This is a genomic window from Cellulomonas sp. Leaf334 (genome assembly GCF_001424195.1).
In the GTDB taxonomy this organism is placed as follows: domain Bacteria; phylum Actinomycetota; class Actinomycetes; order Actinomycetales; family Cellulomonadaceae; genus Cellulomonas.
In genome coordinates this window covers 2,162,070-2,180,453 of the sequence record NZ_LMOO01000001.1, presented here as the reverse complement: position 1 = coordinate 2,180,453, position 18,384 = coordinate 2,162,070, and the positions used below count along the sequence as shown (strand labels likewise).

Sequence of the window (18,384 nt, the reverse complement as noted above, 5' to 3'; positions counted from 1 at the left end):
CGTACACAGGTTGTGATGCGAGCGGGTGAAGTTTCGGCGCGCCGTTCCGGCGAGTCCTTCCTGGTCAGCGGGTTTTCCACAGGTTACGGCGTGTTGCACACGCCTGTGGACACAACCTGTGGACAGTTTCTCGTGGTCGCGCTGCGCCTGCGTTTCGCTGCGGGCGGGTGCGCTGGCGCGCCCCCACCCTCCGCTGCACTCCGGCTCAGCGCTCCAGTCAGGCGTGGACGTCGTGCAGGTGGTGGACCACGTCGTGCAGGAAGTACTGCCCGAGCGTCAGCACCGTGAACTCCGACCCGTTGGACCGCCGCCCCGACCGGTCCCACTGGTCGTCGGCCACCGAGTCGAACAGCGCTGCGGTGCTGTCCGCCGACTCGGCGAGCTCGTCGGCGACCACGAGCGGGTCCTGGAGGTCGTACCGGTCCTCGATCGCCGTCGCGTCCTGGTCCCAGTTCTCGAACAGGGGGTCGTCCTGGGTCAGCAGCAGATCGAGACGGGCACCGAAGATCCGCATGACGTCGCGCACGTGCGCCCCGTACTCGAGCGTCGACCAGGTGGTCGGGTCCGGGCGGTGCCGCGCGTCCACCCGGTGCAGCGCGGAGACCCACCGCGGGGACAGGTCGCGCACGGTGCCGGCGATGGCGGGGCCGTCGACGTCGGTGGCGGTGAACCCGCACTCGGGGCACCGCTGCGCCAGGACCCAGGTCCAGTCCTTGGTGTCGGGCTGGATCTCGTCGTTCGTCATGCAGGGAAGGTTAGTGGTCGCCCTCGTACCCGGAGTACGTCAGGAACCACGACGTTCCCGGCAGGTCTCGCTGCCCGTAGGGGGACTCGTCGATGCGCCCCGCTGCGGGTGCCACGAACTCCCCCGCGATCCAGCCGTCGTCACGCGTGTCGAGCCAGACGTCGCGTCCGGGCTCTCCTGCGTCGATGATCATTCGTGACCCCCTGGTCGTTCCCTTGCTGCGAGCGCTGCGGCCGGGCGAAGTTCCCCTCCGATCCTCGCCCAGCCGCCGCTCGTCTACCCCCCGGCCAGCAAGGGCCGCCTCGCTACGTGTGGAAACGTAGGGCGCAGCACGTTGCAGGAAGGTTGCAGGTGGGACGTCGGATCTGGACGAGCTCGTCAGGCGTGCCGGGGCGCTCCGAGGCGGTGCCCCAGCAGGTCGAGCCGGCCGACGGCGCGGACGTGCACCGGCGACCCTTTCGGTGCCAACCAGGCGAGCCGCTCCCAGGCCTGCCAGTCGTCGGCACCGGCGTCGGTGGACAGCCAGCGGCTCACCACGCCGGGCAGCGGACTGGCCAGCACGGCCGCACGCACGTCGGAGGCGAGCTCGTCACGGATCCGCTCGACCCCCGGGGCCACCGACCGGGCGAGGACCGGTCCGGGGTACGCGGTGAGGGCCGCGTCGACGTCTCCGGTGTCGAGCAGCGCGTGGACCATGTCGACGTCGGTCCGCAGCGGCGCCGTGAGGCGGTACGGGCGGGACTCGCTGAGCAAGGGTCCGACGAGCCGCCGCAGGCGCGAGACCTCGGCGCGCACGGTGACGTCCGACAGCTCGTGCCCGCTGAGCAGCACGGCGAGCTCGTCGGCGCTCAGGCCGGCGGGGTGCCGGGCGAGGAGCAGGAGCAGCTCGGCGTGCCGGAGGCTCAACCGGACGTCGGTGCCGCTGATGTGCACCGTCGGTGTGGTGAGCACCCGCAGGCGCGCGGTCGAGGTGCCGCTGAGCACGATGACCGGGTGCTTCTCGGTGGGCGGGGGCGCGAGGCGCGCGAGCTCCGCCTCGACGGCCGCGACGGTCGCGCGGACCAGCGACATCACGAGACCGGAAGCCACCATCGGGCCGCCCGTGACGTCGAGGACCCCGAGGACCTGTCCGCTCGCCGCGTGGATGGGGACGGCGGTGCAGTTCCACGGCTGGACCTTGCGGGCGTAGTGCTCGGCCTCGACGACCTGGACGGGCTGGTCCGTGACCAGGGCGGTGCCGAGCGCGTTGGTGCCGGCGGAGTCCTCGCGCCACACCCCGCCCTCCACGAAGCCGACGCCCTCGACCCGGCGACGGAGCGCATGGTCACCTTCGACCCACAGCATGCGGCCGACGTCGTCGGTCAGCGCGGTGACCCACCCGGCGTCGGAGCCGGGGGCGACGAGCAGGTCCCGCACCACGGGCATGGCTGCCGCGAGCGCGAGAGAGCTGCGGTAGCCGGTGAGGTCGCTGCCGCCCATGTCGACGGGAGCGTTCTGCACCTCGGGGTCGACACCGCTGCGCTGGCTGCGCCGCCAGGAGTCCGCGACGACGGATCGGACCGCGCGGCTGGAGAGCTGGCCCGTGGTGACGAAGCGCTCGTGGGCAGCGCGCACACGGGCGGTGTCCACGATCTCCGTCATCCCGTCTCCTTCCCGACCGCGCCGTCGAGAACGCACGTTCGCGCGAGGACCGCCCGGCCCCCGCGCATGTCCGAGTGTACGAACACGAACTGCCGAAGCGGGTATATTTCCGGCCGTTCTGCCGCAGGATCACGCGGAAATCCCTACTTATATCGGTTCATCGGCCCCATATCGGGCGCCCCTCGCCGCCCGGACCTATTTGGTGACAGAACGTGCGATGATGTCACGATGCCCAAGATCATCGGCGGGTCCCTGCACGAGCACCGGGAGCAGACCCGCCAGAAGCTCTTCGCGGCCCTCTCGGCACTCATGGCCGACCAGGGTTTCGACGCGATCACGCTCGCCGAGATCGCGTCCGCCGCGGGCGTCGGACGGACCGCCGTCTACAACCACTTCCCCGACAAGGAGTCCCTCCTGCTCGGGTTCATCACGCACGAGACCGAGCAGTACGCGGCCACGTTGCAGCGCGCGCTCGACGACATCGAGGACCCCACCGAGCAGCTGCAGACGTACGTCCGCCAGCAGGCCGCGCTGACGAAGGTCTACCACCTGGCACCCGGCCCGGAGCTGCGGTCCGTGCTCTCGCGCGGGACCCAGCAGCGCGTCCGTGAGCACGTCATGGTGGTCGAGCAGATCCTGCGCCGGATCCTCGCCGCGGGCATCGAGTCCGGCGCGTTCCCGTCACAGGACCTGGACGTCACGGTGCCGCTGATCAACGCCTGCCTCTCCGGCCGCGGGGTGCCCGCCGAGGGCCCTGCCCGCGACCGGGCGATCGCCCAGACCGAGGCGTTCGTGCTCAGGGCTGTCGGAGCGGACGCCGCTGCACCCGCTCCCGTGCCGGCCTGACCCGGTGGCGAAGCGCGCACGCGGTGGCACACCTCCCGCCCATCACGGCAGCCATCCCGTCGGTCGCCGGCCACGGTCGCGTCCGCCGGCCCGACGGTCCACGAGCCTGGAGCTGACGTTCCTCCCCGGCCTCGGTGACGTGCTCGCCGACGAGGCGTCCGAGGTCCTCATGCTCGACGGCGCCCCGACCGCCGTGCCCGGGCGCGAGGACGCGCTCGACGTGTCCCACTGGGGTCCGCTCACCGCGGTCCTGGATCTGCGCACCGCTGTCGCCGCGTTCGTCGTCCTGCGGTTCGACGTCCCCCGGCCCAAGTCGCTGACCAGCGGCGACCACCTCCAGCGCATCGTCGACGCCATGTACTCCTCGCTGCGCGTCGGCAGCTCGTCGTCGTTCCGGTTCGAGGCCGCGGGCTCCGACTCGACGGTGTTCGCACGGCTCGCGGAGCTGCTCGCGGAGGCCACCGGCCTGCGGTACGACGAGGCGCAGGGCGAGCTGGTCCTGCGCGTGCGACGCGGGGCACGACCCGGCGCGTCCGGGGATCCCGGCTGGGACGTGCTGGTCCGCATCGGCGCACGCCCCCTGTCCGCACGACGGTGGCGGGTCGCGGACTACCCCGGCGCCGCGAACGCAACGATCGCAGCGGCGATGGTGCGCCTCGGTGGCGTGGAGGCCGAGGACCGGGTGCTCAACCTCATGTGCGGCTCCGGCACCCTCCTCGTCGAGCGCCTGTCCGCAGGTCCCGCGGCCGAGGCGATCGGGGTCGACCTCTCCGCCGACGCCCTGACCGCCTCGTCGGAGAACCTCGGGGCCGCCGCGGTCGACGCCGCGCTGGTGAACGCCGACTGCACCGGCCCCGCGCTGACCGAGGCCGTCGGCACCGGCTGGGACCTGCTGCTCGCCGACCCTCCGTGGGGCGACCTGCACGGCACGCACGCCACCAGCGCGGAGGTCCACGCGGGCATGCTGCAGGCCGCCTACGACGTGGCCGCACCCGGCGCCCGGTTCGTCGTCCTCACGCACGAGGTCAAGGTCATGGAACGCTGCCTGCGCGACGCCGACGCCCTCTGGCGCGTCCGCTCCACGACGCGCGTGTTCGCCAAGGGCCACCACCCGCGCATCTACGTCCTGGACCGCACCTGACCGACGCGCACGCCGACCGCCCGCGAACCGACGCCGAGACGCGTCCGGACCGAGCGTCCGGGAAGGGGAGAATGGGCCCGTGCGTGAGAGTCGACTGCCGCGGGTCCGTGCGTCCGAGCTGGTCGGGCGGGGGTGGCTGAACACCGGTGGGCGGTCGCTGACCCTGGCGGACCTGCGCGGGAAGATCGTCGTCCTCGACTTCTGGACGTTCTGCTGCATCAACTGCCTGCACGTCCTGGACGAGCTGCGCGAGCTCGAGGAGCAGCACCGTGACGTGCTGGTCATCGTCGGGGTGCACTCGCCGAAGTTCGTGCACGAAGCCGACCCGGTGGCGCTCGCCGCGGCCGTCGAGCGGTACGAGGTGCACCACCCGGTCCTCGACGACCCCGAGCTGGTGACGTGGTCCGCGTACACGGCGCGGGCGTGGCCGACGCTCGTCGTCGTCGACCCCGAGGGCTACGTCGTCGCGCAGATGGCCGGCGAGGGGCACCGGCGCAACGTCGAGATCCTCGTCGGGGAGCTCATCGCGGAGCACGAGGCGAAGGGCACCCTGCACCGGGGTGACGGCCCGTACGTCCCGCCCGCGCCCCGCGAGGGGACGCTCCGGTTCCCCGCGAAGGCGGTCGTGCTGCCCGACGGGCACCTGCTCGTCGCAGACGCCGGCCACCACAGCCTGGCCGAGCTCGAGGCCGACGGGGAGACGCTGGTCCGGCGCATCGGGTCCGGCGAGCGCGGACTGGTCGACGGCGGTCCCGACGAGGCACGGTTCAGCGAGCCGAACGGCCTCTGCCTGGTCCCCGACGAGCTGCGCGCCCGCCTGGGCTACGACGTGCTCGTCGCGGACACCGTCAACCACGCGCTGCGCGGGGTCCGGCTGGACGACGGGTCCGTGACCACCGTGGCGGGGACCGGCGAGCAGTACATGGTCGGTGCGGCGGACAACTTCCTGGGTCTGGAGCCGTGGGACGAGCCCGACGAGGAGTCCGCGTACGAGCCGGCGATCGGCACCCCGGGCGACGCCTCGGCCGCCTTCGTCTCGACGCTGACGACCGGGACGACCGGCGGCACGAGCGCACCGCCGACGTTCCTGCCCGGACCTCGTCGGCAGAAGCTGTCCTCGCCGTGGGACGTCGCCTGGTCACAGCCGCTCGGGGCGTTCGTCGTCGCGATGGCGGGCAACCACTCGCTGTGGGCCTTCGACGACGAGCAGGGCAGCATCGAGCTGCTCGGCGGGACCATGAACGAGGGGCTGCTCGACGGCCCCCTGCACGAGGCGTGGTTCGCGCAGCCGTCCGGGCTCGCCGCGGCCGCCGACGACCGGATCTGGCTGGCCGACTCCGAGACGTCGGCGCTGCGCTGGGTCGACCCGGTCGAGCGGACCGTGCACACCGTCGTCGGCGAAGGGCTGTTCGACTTCGGCCACCGCGACGGTCCCGCACAGGATGCGCGGCTGCAGCACCCGCTGGGCGTCGCGGTCCTGCCCGACGGGTCCGTGGTGGTCGCCGACACCTACAACGGCGCCGTCCGCCGGTACGCCGACGGGGAGGTCACCACGCTGGCCACCGACCTGGCGGAGCCCAGCGGGATCGTCGTGCTCGACGGCGGGTCGACGCTGCTGGTGGTCGAGTCCGCCGCGCACCGGCTCACCCGGATCGCGCTGCCCGCGACGCTCGTCGGCCGACTCCTGGACTCCGGGTCCCACCGCACGCAGCGACCGGTGACCGAGCTGTCCCCGGGCGAGGTGCGGCTCGACGTCGTGTTCACCCCGGCAGCAGGGCAGAAGTACGACGACCGCTACGGACCGTCCACCCGCCTGCAGGTCTCGTCGACACCGCCCGGGCTGCTGCTGGAGGGCGCCGGCGACGACGTGCCCCTCGACCGGGTGCTGCGCCTCGACCCTGCCGTGCCGGAGGGTGTCCTGCACGTCACGGCGCACGCGGCGAGCTGCGACGCCGACCCCGCGATCGAGTACCCGGCCTGCCATCTGAACGCGCAGGACTGGGGAGTGCCCGTCCGGCTCGTCGAGGGCGCACCGGCGACCCTCACGCTTCCGCTGCACGGCTGAGACCGCTCAGCACTCGCACGTCGACGCCGACGGGCTAGCGGGCCCCGAGGATCGCGACCGCCGCGAGCGCGTCGAGCGACGTCGCGACGACCTCGCCCGTGGCCGCCGTCGCGGACATGCCGATCTCGACCTGCCACAGGTCGTGGATGACGACGGCGGTGGACGACTCCACGCCGAGCTCCGCCGGGCTGCCTCCCCGGGCCACCGCGGAGGGCGGCTCGGCGGCGTTGCGTCGTGTGAGGACAGCCCAGGCGGACCCGCCGAGGGTCTCGGTGGCCGCCGCCGCGAACGCGCAGAGCCGCGGGACGACGCCGGACTGCGCGGCAACGATCGCGGCGGTCGCGGCGACGAGCACGCGTTCGGCCGTGACCGCCGGGTCCGCCGCGGCGGGGACGAGCGAGCGCAGCGCCCGCGCGCGCGCACGCTTGGCCTTGTACTGGGCGGTGTCGGCCTGCCGGAACAGGTGCCGCGCGGACACCGACCCGGTCACCGCCGTCGACGCGATGCCGTAGGAGATCGCCGCGCCGTGGGGCAGGGGGAACGCCGCGATGGTCGCCGCCATGACGTCCGCGACCTCCGCGCGCCGCCGCCCCACGGTCACGAGGCAGAACTCGTCGCCACCGATGCGCGCCGCGGTCGACCCGGGGAGCGCGGCGGCCGCGCGACCGAGGACGTCCGCCACCGAGCGCAGCAGGTCGTCTCCCGTGTCGTGGCCGAGCTCGTCGTTCACCCGCTTGAGCCCGTCGACGTCGCACATGACGATGCACGTCTCGTGGCCGGACTCGAGCGCCGCCTCCGCCTCCGCGTCCGCGATGCGGCGGTTGGCCAGGCCGGTCAGCGGGTCGTCGGCGACGAGGTGACGCACCTGCGCCTCGAGGTCGACGCGGGCGACCGCCCCGGCGACGAGCGCCGCGAGCACCTCGGCGCGGGCGATGTCGTCGACCCGGAAGGGAGGGCCCGGGCGTCCGCGGACCGCGTAGAGCTGACCCCAGACGGAGCCGTTCACCATCAGTGGCGCCGCCATGGCCGTCGCGAGGTCGAGCTCACGGAGCGTGTCGACCTCGACGGGGTCACCCGCGTCGGGGTCGTCCGGGACGGTCGGCTCGTCGTGCACGGTCCGGGCGTGGGCGACCCAGCTGGCGCGGTCGCGGATGAGGGCACGCAGGGCCGGTCGGTCGTCGGCCCGGTAGGAGGCCCGTGCCATCCAGACGGCGCGCGGGTCGGTCGGCGGCGGCTCGACCACGACCGTCCGGCACGTGTCCTGGTCGATGCGGCAGAACGCGACGTGCCGGGCGCCGAGCACCTCGATGCCGGTGGAGGTGGCCACGTGCGCGACCTCGTCGATGGACCGGCAGCGGTCGAGGCGGTGCGCGGCCAGGGCGAGCGCGCGCACGCCGACGAGGCCCGCGGCGGACCTGCTGTCCGCGCGCGCGCCCGGGGCGGCCGAACCGCGACGCGTCACGTCGCCCATCATCGACCCTCGATCCCGGATGCAGCGACGCAGACGGATGAGAGGTGCATGAGATCACCCGTCCTGGCGTAGCGGAAGCGCTTGCCTGACAGGTTCCCACGCCGGCGAGGGGTTCACCGGCGTCGCCGCGCTCATCGGACGTGCGTCGCCCCGAGCTCGCCGAAGACGTCGGCGTTGAGCCGGAACGCGAGCCGCGCCTCCTCGACGACGGCCGCGCGGGCCGCCCCGTCGAGGGGCAGGGCGTCGAGCCGTTCCCGGTAGACGTCCTTGAACGGCTTGAGCTTGTGGATCTGGGGGAAGTCGTAGAAGGCGATGCCCTCGGACGTGAAGCCGTAGTGGCGCTGGAGCATCCGCTTGATGATCTGGCCGCCCGACAGGTCGCCGAGGTAACGCGTGTAGGCGTGCGCGGCGTACCGCGGCAGGGAGTCCGCGGTCTCCGCGAGCCGGTCGGCGTAGGCCGCGGTGGCGGGCAGCACCCGGATCTCGGTCCGCCAGCCCGCGCCGTACAGGTGGGCGAGGTCCTGCTCGATGGCGGGCACGCGGGTGAGCTCGTCGAAGACCAGGTGGCCGTCGTCCTCGAGCCGGGACCCGGAGGCCTCCAGCGCCGTGTAGATCACGAGCTGCTGGGCGGCGAGGTCGGCGTACGCCGCGCGGTCGAGACGCCCGGAGAGGAGCAGCTCGACGAACCCGGAGCGCTCCGCCGTCTCGTGCTCGTCCCGCGTCCCCTCGCGGAGTGCGACCGAGAGCGGGGACAGGGTGGTCGTGGCGGTCACAGGGCTCCTCAGGTGCTGACGCAATGTCAGGAAACTGTAACCGAGAAGGTAAGGCTTGCCTACCCTGATCACCCGTGCAGGTGAATCGCTTCGGCACCTTGTCCGCGTGGACGCCGGTCCCGAGCCTGGACACTCCCGGCGCGCGCCGTCGCTCCGCGCCACCCTCGCGCGGCCCCGACGCCGCAGACCGGAGAGGCACCACACCATGTCCCGAGCACCCCGACTACGAACCCTGGCGGTCGTCACCGCGCTCGTCGCCACGGCGTTCGTCGCGCTCCCCGCAGCACCCGCCAGCGCCCACGGCGGCCTGACCTACCCGCAGACCCGCACCTACGCGTGCTACCTGAACGGGCTCGCCGGCGGCGAGGCGGCCGGTCAGGGCGGGAACATGCTGCCCACCAACCCCATCTGCAAGACGGCGCTGGCCACGAGCAACTACCCGTTCTACAACTGGTACGGCAACCTGCTCAGCCTCGTCGCCGGCCGCCACTCGACCATCCCCGACGGCAAGCTCTGCGGCCCGGACTCGAAGTTCGACGACTTCAACACCCCGAGCACCGACTGGCCGGCCACGCCGCTGGTCTCCGGCTCGACGATCGACATCCAGTACTCCGCCGTGGTGCCCCACCCGGGCAAGTTCATGCAGTACATCACCAAGGACGGCTGGGACCCGACGCAGCCGCTGGGCTGGTCGGACCTCGAGGCGACCCCGTTCGACACGGCCGTCGACCCGCCCATCCGCCCGGGCGGACCCGCCGGACCCGAGTACTACTGGGACGCGACGCTGCCGTCCAAGACGGGCCGGCACATCATCTTCAGCGTCTGGGAGCGCTCGGACAGCCCCGAGTCGTTCTACAACTGCGCGGACGTCGACTTCGGCGGCGGGACGGGTGAGCCCACCCCCACCCCGACGCAGGAGCCGGAGCCGGGCGGCGACACCACCGCGCCGACGACCCCCGCCCAGCCGTCCCTGGTGTCGGCCACCGGCACCGCGGCACAGCTGTCCTGGGCCGCGTCGACCGACGCCGTCGGCGTGACGTCGTACACGGTGCACGACGCCGCGACGGACGCCGTCCTGGCGACCACCACCAGCCCCGCGGCCGCCGTCTCCGGGCTGACCGCCGGCACCGAGTACTCGGTCTACGTCGTCGCGCGCGACGCCGCAGGGAACGCCTCCGGGAAGTCTCCGACGCTGACGTTCAGCTCGGGGTCCGTCCCGGACGCGGGCTGCGAGGTCGAGTTCGACGTCTCGAACTCGTGGAACGGCGGGTTCGTCGGGCAGGTCAGCGTCTACAACGACTCCCTGACGCCGATCAGCTCGTGGCAGCTGGCGTGGACGTTCACGAAGGGCGAGAAGCTGACCCAGGCGTGGAACTCCGTGGCCACCCAGAGCGGGACGGCGGTCACCGTGAAGAACGCCGCCTGGAACGGGACCATCGCGCACCACGGCTCCGTGAGCTTCGGCTTCCAGGGGACCAGCACGGTGACGCCCGGTCAGCCGACCGGCGTGACCCTGAACGGGGTCGCCTGCACCACGGTGTGACCTGACGACGGAGGGTCCGGCCTGCGCGGGTCGGGCCCTTCGTCGTGTCAAGTGAACTTGACTCCACCCGCCTGTCGTTCCTATCGTGTCAAGTGAACTTGACTCGGAGGAGAAGGGACGGGCCATGCAGGCACCACAGGAGACAGACGCGTACCGCGCGGAGATGCGGGCGACCGGGGTGTTCGTCGCCGCCGGGCTCCTCTGGGTGGGGACCCTCGCCCTCGCCCGCTTCGGCCCCGAGCTCTGGGGCGACTCGCGGCAGGTCGCGACCTGGGCGGCCGTCGTCGCCAACCTCGTCGCCGGGGTCCTCTGGATCGTCGCGTTCACGCGCTTCCTGCGGGCGGTCGACGAGCTGCAGCGCAAGATCATGCTGGACGCGCTCGGCATCACGCTCGGTGCGGGGTGGGTCGCCGGGTTCGGCTACGTCGTCGCGGAACGCGCGGGGCTCGTGGCCGACGTGGACGTCGCGACGCTCCTCCCCGTGCTCATGGGCGTCGTCTTCTTCGTCGCGTTCGTGGCCGGGAAGATCCGGTACCGATGAAGAACCGCATCGCAGAGCTCCGGTCGGAGCGCGCCTGGACGCAGGCCGACGTCGCGGTACGCATCGGCGTCTCCCGGCAGACCGTCAACGCGATCGAGACGCAGAAGTTCGACCCGAGCCTGCCCGTGGCGTTCCGCCTGGCCCGGCTGTTCGAGATCAGGGTCGACGAGCTGTTCCTCGACGAGCAGTAGCCGTCAGGCGCTCGCGCGGATCGCTCCGACCACCCGCACCCGCACGTCGACACCGTCGACCGCGCCGGGCAGGTCGGAGCCCGGGTCCCGTGACATGTTCACCTGGAGCTGGTACCCGTCGGCCGCCCGGGCGATCCCGATCCCGCGCACGTCCGAGCGCCCCTTCAAGGTCATGCGCAGCCGCTCTTTCGCTGCCCGCGCCTGCTCGAGGTCCGCCATGGTGTCCCGCCTCCCGCCGACCGCGACGCGGCCGCGGGGGCGGCTGGTCCGACGGTCGTCAGACCAGTGTGACCCCAAGAGCGTCCAGAACGGCATCGATGGGGTTGATGTACGTCAACCCGGTGCCATTCTCACCCCCCGACTCCGAGCCTGCAAAGAGCAGGCCGAGGGCGACCCCGTCCGCCCGGTACACCAGCGAGCCGGAGTCGCCGCCCCGGGAGAAGGGGCCCGACCCCGTGGACTCGACCTCGATCTGGTTGTCGAAGCTGATCTCCCCCAGCTCCTCGCCGTAGCCGACGACCACGTTGTCCAGCTCGATCGCGGTCACCCGCCCCCGCGTGACCGACGTCGTGCGACCGATCTTGGCCACCTGCTCACCGCCGAGCGCGACGGCCGTCGTGGTGATCCGGCCCACCGGGTACTCGGGGTTCACCTCCTGGTCGTCCAGGAGCGCGATCGCGCAGTCGACCGTGGCGGAACGGTCCGGGTCGAGCTCCTCCCAGGCGGCCAGGGTGCCGACGCGGTCCCGCGAGGCGCGCCCCCCGTCGGCGGGACCCGGCTGCAGGACCAGGTCGCCGACCTTCGCCTGCGGCGACCCCGCCAGCACGTGGTAGTTGGACAGCGCGTGGACCACACCGGCCTTCTGCACGAACGCACCCAGGGTGCCGGCGGTGACGTCGACGTGGGCGATGGAGATCCCCGGACGCAACGGGCGCGTCCGACCCGTCTCCCCCACGGCGTGGGCGGTGATCACCGGCGGCCGGGGACGGACCTTCGCAGGGTCGTCCGCGAGCGTGGAGATCCGGCCCGTACGGCGGATGTCGACGTCCGTGCCGACCTCCGCGGCGACCTTGCGCGCGATGCTCCGGACCGACGGCAGGCCCAGGCGGTACCGGACCGCCAGCGCGTACGACCCGTCCGGCTGCGGTGCGAGACCGATGGCCAGCGCGGGACCGCCGTCGGCCACGTCGGACGGCCGGATGACCTGCTCCGACAGCTCCCGGGCGTAGTCGACCGCCTGTGCCTTGGTCTCGCGTGCCGTGCCGTGGTCCATGAAGATCCCCCTGTCGCTTCGCCCGGTTCCTCCCGAGCGGGTGCCAGTCTGCCGGTCGGCACCCACACGCGAAACTCAGAGGTAGGCGGCTGCCTGGATCCCGAACAGCTCGGCGTACAGGCCGCCCTGCGCCACCAGGTCCTCGTGCGAGCCGGACTCGACGATCCGGTGGTCCGCGACGACCAGGATGAGGTCGGCCATGCGGACGGTCGAGAACCGGTGCGACACCAGCACGGTCACGGCGCCGGTCGTCGCGCCGACCGCCTTCGCGTGCGCGGCGTACCGCTCGTACAGGTCGTGCTCCGCCTGGGCGTCGAGAGCCGACGTCGGCTCGTCGAGCACCACCAGCAGCGGCTGCTCGCGCATCATCGCCCGGCCGAGCGCGAGCTTCTGCCACTGCCCGCCGGACAGCTGCGCCCCGTCCGCGTGGCTGGTGCCCAGCTGCGTGTCGAGCCCGTCGTCCAGGCGCTGCAGGACGTCCGCGGAGTGTGCGCGGTCCAGGGCGCCGAGCACCGCCTCGTCGGACTCGATCCTCGGCAGGTCCCCGACGCCGACGTTCTGCCGCGCCAGCAGCTCGAACCGGCAGAAGTCCTGGAAGCCCGCCGCCGTTCGGTCGCGCCACCCGACGGGGTCGAGGTCGTGCAGGTCGACGCCGTCCACGGTGATGGTGCCCGTCGTCGGCGCGTAGAACCGGCACAGGAGCTTGACCAGCGTGGTCTTGCCGGCGCCGTTCTCACCGACGATCGCGACGCTCGTGCCGGCCGGCAGCATCAGGTCGACCGCCTCCAGCACGGGGGCGTCCGTGCCCGGGTACGTGAACGAGACGCCGTCGAACCGAATCCCGTCGCGCAGGGCGTCGGGCGCGGCCACCTGCGCGCCGTGCACCGTCTGCGCCTGCACCAGCGATCGCATCCACGCCAGGTCCGTCATGCTCCGGGCCGCCCGCTGGAGCTGCTGGAGGATCGTCACGGCGGCGGTGACCTGCTGGTTCACCTGCGACGCGAGCGTGATGACGAGCACCACGTCGCCGACCGTCCGCTGCCCCGCCACCGCGTCGCGGAGCACCAGGAGCGTCGCGCCGACGTACGCGACCGCGAACGCCAGCTGACCCGCCGCGCGCAGGGTGTCGGCACGCTCCTCGCCCGCCCACAGGATCGCCGTCGCGGCGTCCCAGGACTGGCCGAGCCGCGACCGCGTCTCCTCGGCGAGGCCGCACGTGCGCAGCTCCTTGGCGGCCGCCGCGTCGAGCGACAGGGTGAGCAGGTGCCGCGCGAGGCGGTTGTCGGCGGCCGCCTCGGCGCGCGCCGCGCCCAGGACGCTCTCCGCCCGGCGGCCGAGCACCAGCGGGGGCACCGCGGCGAGCGGCAGCAGCAGGAGCCACGGGTTGAGCTGCGCGAGCAGGACACCCGTGATGACCAGCGCGACCCCGAGCCCGACGGCGGACAGCAGTGCCTGCATCGACCCCCAGCCCGACCGGCTCAGCTCCGTGCGCAGCACCTGCAGCCGGTCCGCGTACTCGGGGCGCTCGTGGTGCTCGATGCCGGGCGAGTCGTGCGAGAGCGCGATGAGGTCCTGCTCCAGACGCATGACCGCCGCGTCGCCCAGCTCGAAGTAGAAGATGTGCGCGAAGTGCCCGGCGGTCAGCGCGGCCACGACCAGCACCGCGACGAGCACGGCCGCGACCGACGCGCGCCGGGCGTCCCCCGCGACGGCCGCGTCGGTGAGGGCGGCGAGTGCGGGCGCGGCCAGCGGCAGCGCCACGGACTGCAGCACCATCAGCACCGCGGACAGCGTGAGCTTGGCGGGGCTGATGCTCCCCGCCAGCCGGAACAGCGCCCAGCTCCCGGAGACGGTCTGCCTCATGACTCCACCTCGTTCCCGTCGGCGTCCAGTCCCGCGGCGAACCGTTCCGCCTGCAGCCGGAACAGCCGTGCGTAGTGCCCGTCGGCCGCGACGAGCTCGTCGTGCGTGCCCTGCTCGACGACCCGGCCGGCGTCGATGACGACGATCCGGTCCGCCCGCCGCACGCTGGAGAACCGGTGCGAGATGAGCACCGACGTGACGCCGCGCGTGAGCTCGACGAACCGGTCGAAGAACGCCGCCTCCGCCCGGACGTCGAGCGCGGCGGTCGGCTCGTCCAGCACCAGGACGCGAGCGCCGGCCTCGAGCGCGTACAGCGACCGGGCGATGGCGATCCGCTGCCACTGCCCGCCGGACAGGTCGGCGCCGCCCTCGTACGCGCGGGACAGCGTGGTGTCGAAGCCGGACGGCAGCGCGTCGACGGCCTCCGCGATGTCCGCGCGCTCGGCCGCACCGCGCAGGACCGCCATGTCCCGCGGGGCGTGCACGGCGCCGACGGCGATGTTGTCCGCGGCCGAGAGCTCGTACCGCACGAAGTCCTGGAAGACGACGCTGACGTGACGGCGCCACGCGGCGACGTCGAGGTCGGCGAGGTCGGTGCCGTCGACCGTCAGGCGGCCCGAGGTGGGCTCGTGCAGCCGGGTGAGCAGCTTGACCAGCGTCGTCTTGCCCGCGCCGTTGACGCCGACGATCGCCGTGCACAGCCCGGCGGGCAGCTCCAGGTCGAGGCCGTCCAGCACCGGACGGCCGGTCCCCGGGTAGGTGAAGTGCACGTCCTCGAACCGGAGCCCGCTCGTCGGCGCACCCTCCGGCACGGGCCGGCCGGGACCGTGCTGCGGGAGCCGCGCCTCGGCCGCGGCCATCCGCGCCTCGAACTCGGCCAGCGCCGCGACGGCCTGCATCCCGTACTGGGTCTGCACGTCCGACTCCGGGTAGTACTCGCCGAGCGCGATCGCGGCGACGACCGACTGGATGCCCAGCGCGAGGGCGGTCAACGTGATCTCGCCCGCCGACGCGGACCGGGCGATCGACACCAGCACCGCGGCGCTGATCACCAGCCCGATCGCGGTGTAGACGAGGTACGGCACCAGGTACAGCTGGCGGCGGCGCGCGGCCACCGGGTCGAGCATGCTCGTGGTTGCGTCGGTGAACTCGTCGCTGAACCAGCCGGCCAGCCCGAAGACCCGCATCTCCTTGGCGGCCCCCGGGCCCATCGCCACCTCGCGCAGGTACACCGACCGGCGGCGGAAGCCGACGACCTCCGACCACACCTGCGAGTACCGGCGCAGCCCTCCGCGCTGGCCGTAGCGGAACACGAGGGTCGCGGCGAGGACCGCCGCGGCGGCCGGCCAGGACACGACCGCGCCGATGATCCCGGCGAACCCCAGCAGCTGCACGTACCGCGCGGTGAGCGCGAGCAGCCCCGCGGCGGACGCCCCCGGGCTGCGGAAGTCGGCCTCGAACTCGCGGGTCGCCTCCGTCAGCGCCTCGAGGGTGGCCTGGTCCTCCATGGGCGCGATGCTCGTCGAGCGCAGCGCCACCCGGACCGCCCGGTCACGCAGGGCTCCGTCGATGCGCCGCTGCATCCGCACGCCGAGCGCGGTCTGCACGGGCGCGAGCACCTGCCGCGTGAGGAACAGGATCGCGGCGAGCACGAACGTCCGGACCAGGTCGGTCCACGCCGCCGACCCCGTCCCGCCGTCGACCGCCGCAGGCACCTGCCCGACGACCACGCTCGTGGCCAGCACGAACGCCACCGGCAGCAGGCCGAGCACGAGGTCGAGCACCAGGAGCCCGGTCACCAGGCCCGCGCCCGCGGTCGGGAGCAGCCGCGCGATGTCCCGGCGCGGGAGGACCGCCGAGCGGTACCAGGACCGGAGCATCACGACTTCTTCCGTCGGGCGAGCAGGAACGTGGCGAGACCGACGACGACGACCAGGGAGCCCGCCAGGATCCAGGCGAGCGCCACCCCGTCGACCCCGTACGACGCGCCGGAGAACGTCGGCCCCCCGTCGGACGACGCCCAGACTGCCATCCAGGTCAGCGACGAGTTCCAGTTGATCGTCATCTCGTTGGTGGACCAGGACTGGATGTTGTCCAGGTAGCAGCGCTGCGCGACGCACCCCTGCGGCCACGTCTGCGCGGCGACGGGGTCCTGGATCGAGCTGTTGGGACCGCCCGACAGGGTGCCGGCCGGCGGGTGCGGGAGCGTCGGGTCCAGCTGGGCGGCGAACGTCCGGTGGTGCTGGTTCCGGGAGAACTCGGTGCCGTAGCCGGTCACGTAGGACTGGTCGAGCGCGTTGCGGCCCAGCACGTGGTCGAGGCTCTCCAGCGCCGCGGTGCGGTACTCGTCGTCACCCGTGATGTCCGCGGCGGCCGCGAGGGTCACCGCGTTGTTGAGGATGATCCCGTTGGAGCCCCACTCGAACCGGGCGTCGGACGGCTGGTACGGCTGCCCGAAGAACGCCTTGCCCTGCTGGTAGAGCGCGAAGTCGGCGAGCGTGACCACGGAGTCACGGACGGCGTCCCGGTCGGGCAGCTCGCTGGGCACCAGCGCCAGGTCCATCCGGCCGAGGGCCGCGGTGCGCTGCCAGTCGAACGCGACCGCACCCGTCAGGTCGGCGGAGTGCACCGGGGAGCCGGTCACGGCGTCGGCGAACTCGTCGTCACCCGTGGTCAGGAACAGCTCGGCGGCCGCCCAGTAGAACTCGTCGGACACGTCCTTGTCGTCGTACGGGCCGCCACCCTCGTTGCCGTCGAGCGCGGACGCGTAGAGATCGGGGGTCTGTTCCGCTGCCGCCCACGCAGTCCGCGCAGAAGCCAGCAGGCTCGCGGCGAACTCCTCGTCGTACGGCTCCCACAGCCGCGCTCCCTTCGCGGCGACCGCGGCGAGGTTGAGGGTCGCGGCGGTCGACGGCCGGTGCACCTGCCGGGCCTGCGGGTCCTCGTCGGGCGGCAGCGGCAACCCGGTCCAGCCGTCGTCCTGCACCTTGTGAAAGGCAAGACCCGCGTACTCAGCGCTCCCGACACCCGCCGGCACCTGCATCCGCTGCATCCACTCGAGCTCCCACCGGGCCTCGTCGAGGACGTCCGGCACGCCGTTGCCGGCCTCCGGGATCGCTGCGGTGCCGTCGGCGAGCGCACCCGCCTCGGCATCCTCGCGGCCCTGCGCGACGAGCGCCCGCTCCCACGTGTCGAGCAGCTGGTGCACCGCGATCCCGCCGTTGACGACGTACTTGCCGTGGTCGCCCGCGTCGTACCAGCCGCCGCGCACGTCGAACGTGCCGTCGCAGGTCCAGCCCGCGTACCAGGGCCGCGGCGCCTGGCACCCGACGGCGGTGTCCCCCGTGTTGGGCGCGACGTCCAGGTGCCCTGCCGGGCGCGCGTACTCGTCGCCGACGAGAACCGCGTCGATCTCGATGCCGCTGCGCGCCAAGTAGAAGTAGCCGAGGGCGTCCGACGCCAGGTCCGCGTACAGGTCCGCGTCGATGGCGAACGGGTGGCTGGTCTCACCGTCCGCGACGAGCGTGAACCCCGCACCGGTCGCGTCGACGTCGTCGAACGTGATCACGTGCACGTTCTCGTCCGCGGTCCGGTCCTCGCCGCGCGGGGTCGTCGTCCCCGTCGCGACCTCCTCCCCCTCGGGGTCGAGGAGGTGCCACGGCACCGCGTCCGTCTCCTCGGTCACCAGCGACGCGCGCTTCGGGCCCGTCGGCAGGTAGCCGAGCTGGTTCACGCGGACGCGCGTCGCGGTCTCCTGCTCGAACGGTGCGGGCAGCTCACCGGTGTGCACCGACACGTCGTCGACGCAGAACCTCCAGTCGTCCGGCGCGCCACCCACCTGGAACACGACCTGCCCCGCTGGCCAGTCCATCGTGGACGTGAAACCCACCTCGTACGGCTGCGGCTCGGCCTGCATGATCGGACCCACCTCGGACGTCGACGTCCACGGCTCGGTGTTCATCTGCACGAGCGCACGGATCGGCACCTCCGCCGTCCCGCTGACCGTGAAGCCGAACCGGTACGTCTCCCCCTTCACCAGCGGCACGCCGTCGACCCCGACGATCGACGACCACGCCGTGCTCGACCCGCCCGGCACGTCGACGCAGAGGCTTCCCGACGAGGTGTCCGCGACCATGTCCGGCGTCGTCCACCACGGCGCTGCCTCGGTGTCGAACGACCCGTTCGGGATCAGCTCGGGACCGTCCACCGCGGCGGCAGGCACCGCCGTGGCCAGCAGCAGGACGACCGCCAGGGGCAGGGCTGGGCGCACGAGATCTCCTTCGACCGGCTG

At 72.9% G+C, this 18,384-nt stretch carries 16 protein-coding genes; 6 read left to right on the top strand and 10 right to left on the bottom strand.

Features of this window, described 5'->3' with window-relative positions:
- Window positions 1-217: 217 nt before the first annotated feature.
- The 3 genes from ASF78_RS10115 to ASF78_RS10105 form a co-directional block, all read right to left on the bottom strand.
- A complete protein-coding gene (locus ASF78_RS10115) occupies window positions 218-745 on the bottom strand; it encodes a DinB family protein (protein WP_056587602.1) in 528 nt (175 codons plus the stop codon).
- 10 nt (window positions 746-755) lie between these two features.
- Window positions 756-938, bottom strand: a complete 183-nt coding sequence (locus ASF78_RS10110) for a hypothetical protein (RefSeq protein WP_056587597.1) — start codon at window positions 936-938, stop codon at window positions 756-758.
- A 185-nt stretch (window positions 939-1,123) separates the two neighbouring features.
- Window positions 1,124-2,386: a GAF domain-containing protein gene (locus ASF78_RS10105; protein WP_056587595.1), complete on the bottom strand. Its 1,263-nt coding sequence runs from the start codon at window positions 2,384-2,386 to the stop codon at window positions 1,124-1,126.
- 228 nt (window positions 2,387-2,614) lie between these two features.
- Between ASF78_RS10105 and ASF78_RS10100 the strand changes: the two genes are divergently transcribed.
- The 3 genes from ASF78_RS10100 to ASF78_RS10090 all read left to right on the top strand — a co-directional run bounded on the left by ASF78_RS10100 (window position 2,615) and on the right by ASF78_RS10090 (window position 6,438).
- A complete protein-coding gene (locus tag ASF78_RS10100) occupies window positions 2,615-3,232 on the top strand; it encodes a TetR/AcrR family transcriptional regulator (RefSeq protein ID WP_056587593.1) in 618 nt (205 codons plus the stop codon).
- A 4-nt stretch (window positions 3,233-3,236) separates the two neighbouring features.
- Entirely contained in the window at window positions 3,237-4,373 is a 1,137-nt protein-coding gene (locus ASF78_RS10095; protein ID WP_235518468.1) for a methyltransferase, read from the top strand.
- A gap of 79 nt (window positions 4,374-4,452) precedes the next feature.
- Entirely contained in the window at window positions 4,453-6,438 is a 1,986-nt protein-coding gene (locus ASF78_RS10090; protein ID WP_056587590.1) for an NHL domain-containing thioredoxin family protein, read from the top strand.
- Window positions 6,439-6,472: 34 nt separating this feature from the next.
- Here ASF78_RS10090 and ASF78_RS10085 read toward each other — a convergent pair whose 3' ends face one another.
- Together ASF78_RS10085 and ASF78_RS10080 are read right to left on the bottom strand one after the other, a co-directional pair.
- Window positions 6,473-7,909, bottom strand: a complete 1,437-nt coding sequence (locus ASF78_RS10085) for a diguanylate cyclase (protein ID WP_056588479.1) — start codon at window positions 7,907-7,909, stop codon at window positions 6,473-6,475.
- 131 nt (window positions 7,910-8,040) lie between these two features.
- Entirely contained in the window at window positions 8,041-8,682 is a 642-nt protein-coding gene (locus ASF78_RS10080; protein ID WP_235518466.1) for a heme oxygenase (biliverdin-producing), read from the bottom strand.
- Window positions 8,683-8,887: 205 nt separating this feature from the next.
- Here ASF78_RS10080 and ASF78_RS10075 point away from each other — a divergent pair, with 205 nt between their 5' ends.
- The 3 genes from ASF78_RS10075 (at window position 8,888) to ASF78_RS10065 (ending at window position 10,957) form a co-directional block, all read left to right on the top strand.
- Window positions 8,888-10,225 (top strand): lytic polysaccharide monooxygenase, encoded by a 1,338-nt coding sequence (locus tag ASF78_RS10075; protein ID WP_082494900.1) that lies wholly within the window; start codon window positions 8,888-8,890, stop codon window positions 10,223-10,225.
- Window positions 10,226-10,349: 124 nt separating this feature from the next.
- Window positions 10,350-10,766, top strand: a complete 417-nt coding sequence (locus ASF78_RS10070) for a hypothetical protein (protein ID WP_056587586.1) — start codon at window positions 10,350-10,352, stop codon at window positions 10,764-10,766.
- A complete protein-coding gene (locus ASF78_RS10065; protein WP_056587576.1) occupies window positions 10,763-10,957 on the top strand; it encodes a helix-turn-helix transcriptional regulator in 195 nt (64 codons plus the stop codon). Before ASF78_RS10070 ends, ASF78_RS10065 begins: the two co-directional genes overlap by 4 nt.
- 3 nt (window positions 10,958-10,960) lie before the next feature.
- Here the strand turns inward: ASF78_RS10065 and ASF78_RS10060 are convergent, their stop codons facing one another.
- From ASF78_RS10060 to ASF78_RS10040, 5 genes are all read right to left on the bottom strand, one after another.
- Window positions 10,961-11,176, bottom strand: coding sequence for a hypothetical protein (locus tag ASF78_RS10060; protein WP_056025227.1), 216 nt, complete (start codon window positions 11,174-11,176; stop codon window positions 10,961-10,963).
- Between the two features lie 58 nt (window positions 11,177-11,234).
- Window positions 11,235-12,230, bottom strand: coding sequence for a hypothetical protein (locus ASF78_RS10055; protein ID WP_056587573.1), 996 nt, complete (start codon window positions 12,228-12,230; stop codon window positions 11,235-11,237).
- Window positions 12,231-12,305: 75 nt separating this feature from the next.
- Window positions 12,306-14,093, bottom strand: a complete 1,788-nt coding sequence (locus tag ASF78_RS10050; protein WP_056587569.1) for an ABC transporter ATP-binding protein — start codon at window positions 14,091-14,093, stop codon at window positions 12,306-12,308.
- A complete protein-coding gene (locus ASF78_RS10045; protein WP_056587568.1) occupies window positions 14,090-15,973 on the bottom strand; it encodes an ABC transporter ATP-binding protein in 1,884 nt (627 codons plus the stop codon). The genes ASF78_RS10050 and ASF78_RS10045 overlap by 4 nt, the downstream gene beginning before the upstream one ends.
- Entirely contained in the window at window positions 15,973-18,363 is a 2,391-nt protein-coding gene (locus ASF78_RS10040; RefSeq protein WP_200940538.1) for a glycoside hydrolase family 9 protein, read from the bottom strand. Before ASF78_RS10040 ends, ASF78_RS10045 begins: the two co-directional genes overlap by 1 nt.
- Between the last annotated feature and the right edge of the window lie 21 nt (window positions 18,364-18,384).